This is a genomic window from Haloarchaeobius pelagicus, from assembly GCF_051207375.1.
GTDB lineage: Archaea > Halobacteriota > Halobacteria > Halobacteriales > Natrialbaceae > Haloarchaeobius.
Genome location: NZ_JBPJZD010000001.1, coordinates 362,387 through 375,310 on the forward strand (window position 1 = coordinate 362,387; position 12,924 = coordinate 375,310).

13 protein-coding genes are annotated in these 12,924 nt (G+C 66.1%); 6 read left to right on the top strand and 7 right to left on the bottom strand.

Annotated elements, in window-relative coordinates:
* Window positions 1-78: 78 nt before the first annotated feature.
* Window positions 79-2,655, top strand: a complete 2,577-nt coding sequence (locus tag ACSC1S_RS01960; protein ID WP_435362930.1) for a heavy metal translocating P-type ATPase — start codon at window positions 79-81, stop codon at window positions 2,653-2,655.
* 234 nt (window positions 2,656-2,889) lie between these two features.
* The gene (locus ACSC1S_RS01965) at window positions 2,890-3,327 is read left to right on the top strand and encodes a hypothetical protein (RefSeq protein WP_435362931.1); all 438 of its coding nucleotides are present in this window, start codon (window positions 2,890-2,892) and stop codon (window positions 3,325-3,327) included.
* A gap of 156 nt (window positions 3,328-3,483) precedes the next feature.
* On the opposite strand, the gene ACSC1S_RS01970 is transcribed toward ACSC1S_RS01965, so the two are convergent.
* From ACSC1S_RS01970 to ACSC1S_RS01980, 3 genes are all read right to left on the bottom strand, one after another.
* Window positions 3,484-3,885 (bottom strand): hypothetical protein, encoded by a 402-nt coding sequence (locus ACSC1S_RS01970; protein WP_435364572.1) that lies wholly within the window; start codon window positions 3,883-3,885, stop codon window positions 3,484-3,486.
* Window positions 3,882-4,160 (bottom strand): AbrB/MazE/SpoVT family DNA-binding domain-containing protein, encoded by a 279-nt coding sequence (locus tag ACSC1S_RS01975; protein ID WP_435362932.1) that lies wholly within the window; start codon window positions 4,158-4,160, stop codon window positions 3,882-3,884. Before ACSC1S_RS01975 ends, ACSC1S_RS01970 begins: the two co-directional genes overlap by 4 nt.
* Before the next feature lie 85 nt (window positions 4,161-4,245).
* Complete coding sequence (locus ACSC1S_RS01980) at window positions 4,246-5,421, bottom strand: M48 family metallopeptidase (RefSeq protein ID WP_435362933.1); 1,176 nt, start codon at window positions 5,419-5,421, stop codon at window positions 4,246-4,248.
* Window positions 5,422-5,508: 87 nt separating this feature from the next.
* Here ACSC1S_RS01980 and ACSC1S_RS01985 point away from each other — a divergent pair, with 87 nt between their 5' ends.
* On the top strand, window positions 5,509-6,054 hold the full coding sequence (locus ACSC1S_RS01985; RefSeq protein ID WP_435362934.1) for a DUF8173 domain-containing protein: 546 nt from the start codon (window positions 5,509-5,511) through the stop codon (window positions 6,052-6,054).
* 81 nt (window positions 6,055-6,135) lie between these two features.
* Entirely contained in the window at window positions 6,136-6,654 is a 519-nt protein-coding gene (locus ACSC1S_RS01990) for a DUF8173 domain-containing protein (protein WP_435362935.1), read from the top strand.
* On the opposite strand, the gene gfo6 is transcribed toward ACSC1S_RS01990, so the two are convergent.
* From gfo6 to ACSC1S_RS02010, 4 genes are all read right to left on the bottom strand, one after another.
* On the bottom strand, window positions 6,647-7,741 hold the full coding sequence (gfo6, locus tag ACSC1S_RS01995; RefSeq protein ID WP_435362936.1) for a D-xylose 1-dehydrogenase Gfo6: 1,095 nt from the start codon (window positions 7,739-7,741) through the stop codon (window positions 6,647-6,649). The two genes, ACSC1S_RS01990 and gfo6, sit on opposite strands and share 8 nt — an antisense overlap.
* Window positions 7,742-7,792: 51 nt before the next feature.
* The gene (locus tag ACSC1S_RS02000) at window positions 7,793-9,658 is read right to left on the bottom strand and encodes an ABC transporter ATP-binding protein (protein WP_435364573.1); all 1,866 of its coding nucleotides are present in this window, start codon (window positions 9,656-9,658) and stop codon (window positions 7,793-7,795) included.
* A 254-nt stretch (window positions 9,659-9,912) separates the two neighbouring features.
* Window positions 9,913-10,980, bottom strand: a complete 1,068-nt coding sequence (locus ACSC1S_RS02005) for a guanosine monophosphate reductase (protein WP_435362937.1) — start codon at window positions 10,978-10,980, stop codon at window positions 9,913-9,915.
* 65 nt (window positions 10,981-11,045) lie between these two features.
* Complete coding sequence (locus ACSC1S_RS02010; RefSeq protein WP_435362938.1) at window positions 11,046-11,657, bottom strand: Hcp family type VI secretion system effector; 612 nt, start codon at window positions 11,655-11,657, stop codon at window positions 11,046-11,048.
* A gap of 155 nt (window positions 11,658-11,812) precedes the next feature.
* Here ACSC1S_RS02010 and ACSC1S_RS02015 point away from each other — a divergent pair, with 155 nt between their 5' ends.
* Both ACSC1S_RS02015 and ACSC1S_RS02020 read left to right on the top strand, forming a co-directional pair.
* A complete protein-coding gene (locus tag ACSC1S_RS02015; protein WP_435362939.1) occupies window positions 11,813-12,175 on the top strand; it encodes an SHOCT domain-containing protein in 363 nt (120 codons plus the stop codon).
* 70 nt (window positions 12,176-12,245) lie between these two features.
* Window positions 12,246-12,908: a DUF4396 domain-containing protein gene (locus tag ACSC1S_RS02020; RefSeq protein WP_435362940.1), complete on the top strand. Its 663-nt coding sequence runs from the start codon at window positions 12,246-12,248 to the stop codon at window positions 12,906-12,908.
* The last annotated feature ends 16 nt before the right edge of the window (window positions 12,909-12,924 follow it).

The window sequence follows — 12,924 nt, forward strand, 5'->3', positions numbered from 1 at the left end:
CGAAATTCGAGTGGTGGTTTCGACGCGGGTATCGAAAGCACAACCCGATTGAAAGAGGAACCCGTAGTCTCTACCAAGATGCCAGAACGGACTATCCAGCTCGAAATCTCCGGCATGTCCTGTGCCAACTGCTCGAATACGGTGCAGGACGCCGTCTCGTCGCTCGACGGGGTAGGCGAGGCCTCGGTCAACTTCGCGACCGACGAGGGGAGCGTCACCTACGACTCCAGCGAGGTGTCGCTCGCCGCTGTATTCGACGCCATCCGTGACGCCGGTTACGAGCCGGTCTCGGAGACCACGACCATCGGTATCACCGACATGTCGTGTGCGAACTGCGCGGAGACCATCGACGACGCGCTCGAACGGGTCCCCGGAATCGTCCGGGCCGACGTGAACTTCGCGACCGACGAGGCCAGCATCGAGTACGTTCCCGGCGCGGTCTCGCGCCGAGACCTCTACCAGGCCATCGAGGACGCGGGCTACACGCCGGTTCGCGACGAGGACGCCGACAGCGAGGACGAGGCCCGTGAGTCGGCTCGCGACGCCGAGATTCGCAAGCAGAAACGCCTGACGCTCGTCGGGGCCGCCTTCGCCGCGCCGCTGCTGTTCATGCTCCTGGAGCACTTCTTCTTCCCCGGCGTGCTTCCCGAGACGGTGCCGGGAACCGACCTCGCGATAGGCTGGGCCGCCTTCGCGCTCGCCACGCCGGTCCAGTACCTGCTCGGCAAGCCGTTCTACGAGAACTCCTACAAGGCGCTGGTCAAGAACCGGACCGCGAACATGGACGTGCTCATCGCGCTCGGGTCCTCGACGGCGTACTTCTACAGCCTCGGCGTGCTGGTGTTCGCGGTCGAGGGCGCGGGGCTGTACTTCGACACGGCCGCGCTCATCCTCGTGTTCATCACCCTCGGTAACTACCTCGAGGCCCGCTCGAAAGGGCAGGCCAGCGAGGCGCTTCGCTCCCTGCTGGAGATGGAGGCCGACACCGCGACCGTCGTCGACGAGGACGGGACCGAGCGCGAGGTCCCCCTCCAGGATGTCGAGGTCGGTGACCGCATGAAGGTCCGCCCCGGCGAGAAGATTCCCACCGACGGCGTGGTCGTGGAGGGTGATTCCGCGGTCGACGAGTCGATGGTCACCGGCGAATCGGTGCCCGTCTCGAAAGAGCCCGGCGACGAGGTCGTCGGCTCGACCATCAACGAGAACGGCGTGCTCGTGGTCGAGGCCACGAAAGTGGGTGAAGACACGGCCATCCAGCAGATCGTCAAGACCGTCAAGGAGGCCCAGTCGCGCCAGCCCGAGATTCAGAACCTCGCGGACCGCATCTCGGCGTACTTCGTCCCCGCGGTCATCGCGAACGCCCTGTTATGGGGTGCGGTCTGGTACTTCGCCCCGACGGCCCTCACGGACTTCGTGAACGCCCTGCCCCTGTGGGGCGTCATCCTGGGCGGCCCGACCGCCATCGGCGCCGAGGAGTTCGCCATCGTCGTGTTCGCCTCGGCGGTGCTCATCGCCTGCCCCTGTGCCCTCGGGCTCGCCACCCCCGCCGCAACCATGGTCGGGACGACCATCGGCGCACAGAACGGCGTCCTGTTCAAGGGCGGCGACATCCTCGAGCGCGTCAGGGACGTCGAGACGGTCGTCTTCGACAAGACCGGCACCCTGACAACCGGCGAGATGCGCCTGACCGACGTGGTCGTGGTTGACCAGGCCCGGGCCGACGGCGGGAGTGCTGGCGCGACGACCACCGACCCCGAGACCCTGGACGAGGACTTCGTCCTCCGGATGGCCGCCTCCGCCGAGCAGAACAGCGAACACCCGCTCGCCCGGGCCATCGTCGAGGGCGCGAGAGAGCGCGGCATCGACCTCGCTGATTCGAACTCGTTCGAGAACGTCCCCGGGAAGGGCATCGTCGCCACGGTCGACGGCAAGGAGGTTCGGGTCGGCAAGCGCGAACTGCTCGAATCTGCGGGCATCGACACCGCCCCCGCCGAGGACGCAATGAACCGGCTGGAGAGCGAAGGCAAGACCGCGATGTTGGTCGCCGTCGAGGACCGCGTGGCCGGCGTCGTCGCCGACGCAGACACCGTCAAGGAGTCCTCGAAAGAGGCCGTCGCCGCCCTCCGAAAGCGCGGCGTCACGGTCCACATGATCACCGGCGACAACGAGCGGACCGCCCGCGCCGTCGCCGAGGAGGTCGGCATCGACCCCGAGAACGTGAGTGCTGGGGTCCTCCCCGAGGACAAGGCCGACGCGGTCGACGCCATCCAGCAGGACGGCACGAAGGCCATGATGGTCGGTGACGGCGTGAACGACGCGCCCGCCCTCGCGACCGCCTTCGTCGGGACCGCCATCGGCTCCGGGACCGACGTGGCCATCGAGGCCGCGGACGTGACCCTGATGCGTGACGACCCGCTCGACGTGGTGAAGGCTATCCGCATCTCCGACGGCACGCTCCAGAAGATTCAGCAGAACCTGTTCTGGGCGCTCGGCTACAACACCGCGATGATTCCGCTGGCCTCTCTCGGGTTACTTCAGCCCGTGCTGGCTGCGGGTGCGATGGCGCTCTCGTCGGTCTCCGTGCTCGCGAACAGCCTGCTGTTCCGCAAGTACACGCCCGACCACGATTACGAGCTGTTGGGTTGGCTGCGGTGAGAGACTGGTCGTAGGGTTCGATTCTTCCCCTCCGTGTGGCTCTGCTGAGATTCTCGAATGGTATCGGTTCGAGGGAGGATGTCTATTCGATTGACATAGAGGGTTGGGTCTGTCGCGCCAGTCGGTAGGTCGATTAAATGTTGTAAAAATCACCACTGAATACAGATGCCGGAATGCAGCATGGTGTCTGGCTCAAGACATTGTTTTATTATAGAGGAATCTGGACAACTAGTTATGAAGAAACAATTATCGGTGGTCCTTATATTACTGTTCTTCGCTGGTTGCAGCGGTCTTTCTGGCGACCTAAGTCCGGAGTCAGACTCGGCGGCTGGAGAACAGTGGAAGTATCGGATTGTAATTGAGAATGACTATGAAGCAACCAAAGATTTCACGGTGACATTGACAACCGAGAGCGGTCGGATTGCATTGAACGAGTCACAACAGCTACATCCGGGCGAAAGGTGGGTAGCAGTCACACTAACCGAAGCGGAACACGGTAATCACGAGTACGATCTCAAGATTACGCCATCAGGAGAAGGATACACGAGTTCGAAATTATATACAACCGAGGAGGAAGGCGAGGGCTACAGTTCTGGAGCATCGTTATATCGATTTTCCAATAGCGGATCCGAAACGCATGTTTGTGGTGGAAATGTGACCTGCTACAAATAGGCAGTCGATTGATGAACATGCATTCTGAGTCTGTCGGCGTATCCAGCTATTCGAACGTGAAACGAACAGAGACAGTTTACTGAACACAGCCGCTCCAATACGTACTGCTGTTTCAGCTTGACCAGTCTTCGCCGCCGTCGAAGTAGGGCAGGACGGTCAGCGCCAGACGGTGGTTTCAGCGGCGAACTCCTCGTCGTTCGTGATGAGCGCCTCGGTTTCCCGGACTCGGTGGTTCGCAATCAGCAGGGCGTCGTGGAGCGTGTGGTGGTCGACGAGGCTTCCGAACACCGCGAGGTCTTGCTCGTCGGTCGGAGATATCTGGACAGGGCCGTCGTTCACCAGCCCGCGAAGCACAGCATTCGGGGTCGTCTCGACGTCGATTCCGGCGATGGTCCCTTTCTTGGCTGCCGTCCAGATGGCCTCACTCACTGCCACCGTCGGTGCCTCGATGACGTCGACGCCCTTCTCGGCCCCCTCGAATACTTCGTCCGCGGCCGGCGGAAGCCGGTCGACGAGGTACCGCGACATCGCCACACCGTCGGCCGTGTACCGGGTCACGGCTGCCACTCAGTCCGTCGCTTCTGGCGAATCTCGGCTTCCATCTCCTCGGCCATCTCCTCGCGCTTCTCCTCGGGAACGTCGTCGCTGACGAGCATCCCACGCCCCGCAGACCGTGTCGCCTTCCTGACTCGAATCCCGTCCTCGGTCTTCTGCCAGACCAGTTCATCACCTTCCTCGAGGCCGAACTCGTCTCGCAGTTCCTTCGGGATGGTGACCTGCCCCTTCCGGGTGATGCGAGTGGTCTTGCCATCGGTGTCGTTCTCGGCGCTCATGTGCGGTACTACGCACGGTAGTACCTAAGAACTGTCCCCCGGTTACCCGGTATTCGTCTCATCCACTGTGGACTCCAGGTGGTCCCTACGATTCCAACTCCCTCGCCAGCCGCTGCAACCGCTCGATTCTGTCCTGCGTCGACGGATGTGTCCGGAACGGAAACGCCCGCTCACCGGGGTCCAGCGTCGGCACGATATCCAGCGCTGCGTACGCCTCCGACCACTCCCGGGGGTCCTCCTGTGGAATCCCGTGTTCGTCGTCCAGCCGGGCCAGTGCACTCGCGAGCGCGGCCGGGTTCCCGGTCAGTTCGGCCGCCCCGGCGTCGGCGGCCCACTCTCGCCCTCTGGAGAGGAACGCGACGCCGAACTCGCCGTACCGGAGCGCCATCCGCACGAACAGGTTGAAGATCACATCGCCGGGGTCGTCCGGGTTCTCGTCGATGTACAGCCCCTCGGCGTACACTATCGGGGCGAGCGCGGTCGCCATCACCCGGCTGTCGCCGTTCGCGAGGTGGCTGACCTCGTGAGCCAGCACGGCTTCGAGTTCGTCGTCGGGGAGCAGGTCGAGCAGGCCCTGGGAGACGACGAGGAGGGCCGAGGAGCCGGAGCCGACGGTGAACGCTTCGGGCCGGTCGCGGGGCGTGATTTGCACCGATGGCGTGGGAACGTTCCCCTGCCGGGCGAGCCTGGCGACTATTTCGGGCAGTCGGCCGTCCACCTCGTCGACCGGGACCGCTTCCGAGATGGAGCGTTCCTGCAGTGACTGAACCGTTCCGCGGACACCGAGAACGAAGCCGTAGATACCAAGGAGGAACCCGATGACGAGCACGCCGACCCCCAGGTAGAACGGGCTGAGGACCGAGAGGACGGCGAGCGTGATGGCCGCCGCAGACTCGATGAGGAGGGAGTACAGCGCCCCCAGAACCACGACGACGATGACCGCCTGGGGAACGTCCGAGGGCGGGAGGAGGTAGTCGTTGCTGGTGTGGTGCGCGACGCGTTCCCAGCCAGCGTAGACGACGAAGAGAACGGCGAACGCGGCGACGGCCACGATGCCCGGATGGATGTCGAGCACCGTCGAGAGTCGGGGTGCGTCGAGCGCGAACGTCGCCACCTTCGAGGGAATCCAGCCCACCACACCGAGGAGCAGCGCCGACCCGAGCACGCCGGTGAACAGCGCCACCCAGACCGACAGCGAGGCGACTATCGCCGTGGCGACGACCATCCGAACGACCAGAGAGAGGCGCAGCCGCAGGTCCATACGAACATCTCAGTTCAGCAGAGTTTCAACGTTCCGGCTGTCCACTGGCCGGTGTAGTTATCTCAGCTCGAAATCAATTCGTCTCGCATGTTGCACGGGGTGCCGACGACGCTCGCAGGGCTCGCGGCCCAGACCGGCGGTGACCACGTCACCTTCGCGCCGAACCTGTTCCAGCCGGCCGTCGAGAGCGGTGTCGGGCTGTTCCTCACCACGCTGGTGGGTGGTGGCCTCCTGGTCGTGTTGCGCCCGGACTACACTCGCGACCGGATGGCGTACCTCCGCGAGGATCCACTCGCCTCGCTGGTGTACGGCGTCGCTGGCGGGCTGGTCGTCGTCGTCGGGACCGTCGGGTTCCTCATCCTGGTCGTGTCGGAACTCGGTCTCGGCGGGGCCTACGCGATGATGGGCGGGATGGTGCTCACGACCGTCGTCTGGGTCACTGGGGTCGCCATCTCGCTGTTGGCGCTCGCGGACCTGGCGACTGGCCTCGGCGACGACTGGCCGACGCTGGTCGTGGCCGCAGCGGCCGCCAACGGGATTCTCGGGCTGACCCTCGCCGGTGCCCTCGTCTCCGGTTGTCTCGCGATGGCGGGGCTGGGGTCGGTCGTCGCGGACTGGTTCGGACGGGGGTAGGAAGGTCGCTATCTGGGGGTGGGTGGGTCGCTATCAAGTGGCAGGACGGGGTTTTTCTCCGCTCGAATCCTTAGAGAACGCATGATTCTCTCCCCGATACAGGTATCCGGTATCCTCCTGCAGGTACAGGGCAACGGCGTCAACGTCGACGTGAACCCCGCCTTCGGCCTCGTCGGGGGCGCCATCAGTGCGTTCCTGACGACACTGCTCGTCGGGGCTATCCTCGTCGCACTGGCCCCGAAGTACACCGAGAAGATGATGGACCGGGTCCGCGACGAACCCATCGGCTCGGCCATCTACGGCATCCTCCTGCTGGTGCTCCTGTTGCTCGTGATGCTCATCCTCGTCATCACCATCATCGGCATCCTGTTCGCCATCCCGCTCGGCATCGTCGTGTTCGTCGCCTGGGCGGTCGGTGCGGCCATCGCCTACCTGGCCATCGCGGAGCGACTGGTCGGGCTCGAGGACGGCTGGCTGAAGCCCCTGCTGGTCGGTGCAGCCATCAACGGCGGGCTCGCGCTGACGGGCATCGGCGGCATCGTCTCGTTCTGTATCGGTGCGGCCGGGTTCGGCGCGGTCCTGCGGAACTGGCTCAGCTGAGCGCCACGTCGACCACTCGTTCTTCGTCGGCTGCCTCGTAGATGGCTTCCACGAGTTCCATGTCGCGGACGCCCTCGGCAGCGCCAGCGATGGGTTCCTCGCCCCGGAGCACGCACTGCGCGAAGTAGTCGAACTGTGGCGGGAGCTGGTCGACCGCGCCGAGTTCGACCGTCTCGGTCATCCCGTCGCGTTCCAGCGTCACGGTCTGTTCGTTCCCCTCGACGAACACCGGGTCGAGCGTGATGCGGCCCTCGGTCCCCGTGATTCGAAGCTGGTGGCCCTCGTAGGCGTTGAAGCTGGCCGTACACTGGGCGCTGACGCCGTCCTCGAAGACGAACTGGAACGCGACGTGTTCGTCAACGTCCGCGAACGCAGCATCGGGACTGGACGTGGCGGCCGCGACGCTCACCGGCTCCGAGTCGAGGACGAACCGCGTCGTATTGAGCGGGTAGAGGCCGATGTCGGTGAGAGCACCGCCACCGGACAGGCCCTTGTCGAGCCGCCAGCTGTCGCCCGGTTCGCTGGGGTCGTCGAGCATCCGGAACGAGAAGGACCCGTGGACGTGAACAGGGTCGCCGACGAACCCCGATTCGACGAGGTCTCGGGCCCGCCGGACCGCTGGCCCGAACTGCATCCGGTAGGCGACCATGAACGGGATGCCGGCCTCGTCGACCGTCTTCGCGATTCGTTCCGCCCCGTCTCGCGTCGCCGCCATCGCCTTCTCACACAGCACCGCCTTCCCGAGCCTGGCGGCGGTCTCGACGTACGGTTCGTGGAGGGCGTGGGGGGTCACGACGTACACCGCATCGTAGTCCTCGGCGGCGACGCCGTCGTGGTATTCGTCGTAGGTGATGGCACGGGCCATGTCGAACTCGTCGGCGACCGATTCGGCCTTCTCGGGTGAACTGCTCACCGCGACGGTTGCCTCGCAGTTCGATGCCTCCGCGAAGGCGGGGAGGGCGTACTCCCGGGCGAAGCCGCCGAGACCGACGACCGCGAACTGGACTGGGCCGCCGTCGACGGGTTTGCGCCAGTCCTCGCGATGCCACTCTCCGAGTCGGACACCATGTGTGCTATCGGCTGTCACTACCCTGTCCGTGGAACCGGGGGATGGTAGTTCATTCCCCTGCCGGAGGAGCTATCCTGTAGACTCCCCGGTCTCCCCTTCGCCCTCTCCATCCGACAGCAGCCGCCGAACTAGCCTCTCGGCGTCACCCTCGAACTCGCCGGCCTGCACGCTCCAGAGCGTCGCGTACAGCCCACCGTCGGCGACGAGTTCGTCGTGGGTGCCGCGCTCGACGATTCGCCCGTCCTCGACCACCAGAATCTGGTCGGCGTTGCGAACGGTCGAGAGCCGGTGGGCGATGACGAAGGTCGTCCGGTCCGCGGTGAGCCGGGTCAGGGCGCGCTGGATGTAGAGCTCAGTTTCGGTGTCAACCGCGCTCGTCGCCTCGTCCAGCACCAGGATCGCGGGATTCTGCAGCATCGCCCGGGCGAGCGAAAGTCGCTGGCGCTGGCCACCCGAGAGCTTCACGCCGCGCTCCCCGATGCGGGTGTCGTACCCCTCGGGCAGGTCCAGGACGAACTCGTGGGCCTCGGCGGCCTGTGCGGCGGCGCGAATCTCCTCGTCGGTCGCCTCGAAGCTCCCGTAGGCGATGTTCTCGGTCACGCTCCCGTCGAACAGGAACACGTCCTGGCTGACGTAGCCGACGTGGTCGCGCAGGCTGTCGAACGAGAGGTCGCGCACGTCGTGGCCGTCGACGCGAATCGCGCCCGAGTCCACGTCGTAGAGCCGGAGCAGGAGCTTCGCGGCGGTGGATTTCCCTGCGCCGGTGGGGCCGACGAAGGCGACGGTGTCGCCCGGTTCCGCAGTAAAGGTCACGTCGTGGAGCACCTGCTCGCCGTCGACGTAGCCGAAGCCGACGTGGTCGTACTCGACCCGCCCCGTGACGTGGTCCAGCGTGGTCGACGCTTCGGACTCGGCGACCGTGACGGGGAGGTCCTTCAGCCCGAAGATACGCTCGCCGGAGGCGCGGGCGTTCTCGTAGGAGTTGACGATGCGGCCCATGCCCGCCAGGGGGTCGACGAACCGCTGGGTCATGAACAGGAACGTGACGAACTCGCCGACGTAGAGGGTCCCCGAGAACCCCGGCGGCGGCCCGGCGACGAGCCAGTAGCCGCCGAGCAGGAACGTCGCGGCGAAGGCGACGCCCGCCAGCAGGTCCATCCCTGGCTGGTAGAGGTACTCGAGGCGAGCCACCGCCCAGGTGCGCTCGTAGATGTCCCAGGAGGCGTCGGTGACGCGGCCGTCCTCGTACTCACCGGTGTTGCTCGTCTTGATGACCTCCATCCCGCTGAGATTGTTCTCCAGTCTGGTGTTCAGGTCGCCGAAGCTGGAGCGCAGCGACCGGTAGAGTGGCCGAATCGTCCGCATGAACCAGACCGTGAAGGTGAGCAGGAGGGGCACCCCGACAAGCGTCACGAGGGCCAGTTGCCAGTTGAGGTAGAACAGCAGGGCGGCGATGCCGAATACCGTCACGACGAGCTGGATGGCCCCACTCACCGTCCCGTTCAGGAACTGCTTGAGGTTCCGCACGTCGTTGTTGAGGACGGACATCACCTGCCCGGTCTGCTTGTCGTCGAAGAAGGCCATGTCGAGGCGTTGCATCGCCCGGTAGGTGTCGGTCCGCAGGGCGTGTTGCACCCGGTTCGAGAACAGCGAGAGGCTGACGCCCTGGGTCCAGCCGAAGACGACGCTGCCGACGAAGGCCCCGACGATGAGCGCGACCGACAGCCAGAGCTGGTCGAGCGTCGTCGTCGGGAGCAGGTCGGCGGGAACCAGCGGGAGCCGGAACGGCGTGTTGTCGTTGAACACCGAGTCGATGGCGATGCCGAGTACCAGCGGCGGCACCAGCCCGACCAGTCTGGCGAACAGGCTCGTCACCAGCCCGAGGACGAACAGGTGCATGTCGTCGCGGCCGTAGGTCCGAAAGAGCCGGAGCATCGGGTCCGGGGCGTCCGCGTCGGGTTCGAAGGGGAGCGTCTCTCTGGCCGGTCTCATCGGGCCTCCGTCGTGGGCGGGCTGGGGCGGTTCCGAGCGCCGAGTCCCGCGGCTGTGATGTGTCGTCTCGCCATGGCAGGTGATGGTCGACGGCGTCCGCTGGGCAGGGCCGTCACTAACCCGATGTTAGGTTCCGACAGAATATAGCGCGAGCGGTACCAGGGGGCTCACGAACTCTATCGTGTAAAATCGGCGAATCAGTCGTCCGCCGTCGCCCCCTCGAGGTCGCTGTCGATCATCGCCGAGACCGAGTGGACCCCCTCGCGGTCCCGGGCGCTCTCGGCGACCTGCACGAACTCGGCCTTCGACCGGGCCTCCGCGATGTCGCGGCCGCCACAGTACGAGAGTCCGGAGCGCACCCCCGAGAGGAACTCGGTGAGGCGCGGGTCGAACGGCCCGGAAACCGGTGTGAGTGCTTCGACACCCTCCCCGTGTTCGATGAGGAGTTCCTTGTCGCTGCGGTCGTGATTCGCCGCCTCGCTTGCCATCCCACGCGACACCTTGTAGCGCTCGCCGTCGAGTGTGACGACCCGCCCGGGAGCCTCGTCGGTGCCGGCGAAGTAGCCGCCCATCATCACCGCGTCGGCACCCGCCATGAGTGCCTTGACGGCGTCGCCCGAGGACCGGATGCCGCCGTCCGCGATGATGGTGACGCCGTAGTCCTCCGCTGCAGTCGCACAGTCGTCGACCGCGGTGAGCTGGGGCATCCCGGCCCCGGTCCGCTCCCGGGTGATGCAGTGCGAGCCGGGGCCGACACCGACCTTGATGCAGTCGGCGCCGGCCGCGGCGAGGTCCTCGACACCCTGCGCCGTGACGACGTTCCCGACGATGAGTGGCGCGTCGGGGAACGCCTCGGCGAGTCGACGCGTCGCCTCCAGACAGATCTCGAGGTGGCCGTGTGCCACGTCGACCACGAGCGCGCAGGCCCCGGCGTCGAGACAGGCCGCGGCGCGCGCCTCGTAGTCCTCGTCGATACCGATGGCGACGGCCACGCGTTCGCCGGCCGCGACCACCGTCTCGACCTCCGCGACCTGCTCCTCGATGGTGCAGAATCGGTGGAGGACGCCGAGGCCACCGCGGTTCGAGAGGGCGATAGCGAGGGCTGTCTCGGTGACGGTATCCATCGCCGCACTCACCACGGGGATGTCGAGTGTGAGCCCCGGCGCGAGCGTCGTCGAGAGGTCCACCTCGGTGCGGCTCGCGACGGGAGAGCGCTGGGGGACGAGCAACACATCGCCGTACGAGAGCCCGGTTCTGAGTTCCATCGTGCTGACCGCACCCTAGAAGGACCGCCAGCCACCTAAACATATCGATTAATCGTTATAAATACCTATTCGACGTCGGCCTCGACCCGGTCGACCGCCACGGTGAGCGAGTCGTACTCCAGTTCGAGGGTCTCCACGGGCCAGCCGGTCTCGCTATCGAAGCTGAGGCTGCTGGCGACGACGCGGACGTTCCGCATGGTCATCGTCATGGTCCGACCGCCCAGTTCGACCGTGAGAACGACCTCACCGAGGTTCTGGCCGCTGGTGGCCGCCTTCGTGAGTCTCGGCGTCGCCTTGTCGACCCGCTTGGTGACGGTCAGCGGTCTGTGCTGGACCCGCCCCCGACGGCTGACCCGACCTTCCTCGCTGGCGACGCCCCACGACCACGACTGGATATCTATCTCGCCGCGGTGCTTCCGGTCGGTCGATTCGCCCTCGATGTCGTCGAACTTGAGGTAGGCTCCCGTGGTCGCCGGTTGGGTGGGCTGGCTGCCACGGAGCCGCCCGCCGCGCCGGCCCGTCGTCGGCCGGACCGGTCGGACGCGGCTCTCGTCGTCGTCTCGCTCCCGCTCCTGCGCCCATGCCGTGCCGGGGATGGACCCACCGACTGCGCCGAGGGCGGCGAGCGCACCGATGCCTCGCACGAACGCGCGCCTGCTGGTCTGTCTGCTGTCCATGTGAGTGGGTAGACCGCGAGGCGCGATTACCCGGCGGTAACCTTGGAGTCGTGTGGTCGAACGGATATTCACGCCAGATTCGAAGTCTCGGCGGGCGACAGAACCCGGGTCTCGAAAGGAGAACCGACGTTAACGATGCCACCGTATATACACACATGGACACTACTTCCGCACGGTCCGGCCTCGGTATCGTCGCGCTCCTGCTCGCGGCCGTGCTCTTCGTCCCGCTGCTGTTCGGCGGGATGATGGGCATGGGGATGGCAGGGAGCGGTGCGACCTGGCACGACCACTGGATGGGCTTCGACGGTCAGTGGTCGTGGTGGTGGTTCGCCGCCAGCCTCCTCGGCAGGCTACTCGTCCTCGCCGTCGTCATCGGCGGCGGCTACCTGCTGGTGAAATCGCTCGGGGGCGGTCAGCCGAGTGATTCTGCCCTCGACGAACTCCGCCGGGCGTACGCCCGCGGCGACCTGACCGACGAGGAGTTCGACCGCCGGCGCGAGCGCCTCGAACGCGACTGACCGGGCTCCGGCGTCCGAGCCAACCTGTCTTACCCCGACCCTTCTCCGGCTGGCGTCACCACGACCAGCTATGGTACAGGCACTCCTCCGGAACGTGCTGACCAACCCCGCCGTCCTCGCCGGCTGGGCCGCGCTCGTGGCGGTCACGCTGGCCATCGTGGTGTACGACCTGCGGACGAACAACGCCGAAATCGCACCCCTGATGCAGTTCGTCTGGGTACTCTCGGTGCTGTACGCCGGCCCGCTTGGGCTTGCGCTGTACGCCTACGCCGGCCGGACGCAGATCTCCCAGGACTCGCTCTGGCGGCGCGCCGGCCGGTCGGTCGCGCACTGCTTCTCGGGGTGTGGTCTCGGTGAAGTCGTCGGTATCGTCCTCGCCGCTGGGCTCCTTCGCCTGTCCACGCTCGGTGTCGCAGTCACGACGTTCATCTTCGCCTACACCGCCGGCTTCGCGCTGACGGTCGGCCCGCTGATGCAGGAGGGGGTCGGGTTCACGGAGGCGGTGATGGACGCGCTCTACAGCGAGACGCCCTCTATCACCGTCATGGAGGTCGCGGCCATCGGGACCGACATCTGGGTCGCGGGCGAGGCCTACATCACCGAGCCGCTGTTCTGGGCCGGGCTCGTCTTCTCGCTGAGTGTCGGGCTGGTCGTCGCCTACCCGGTGAACGCGTTCCTCGTCCACCGTGGCGTCAAGGATGGGATGCAGGACCCGGTGGCGATGGCCGGGTGAGCAGTCGAGAAGGACC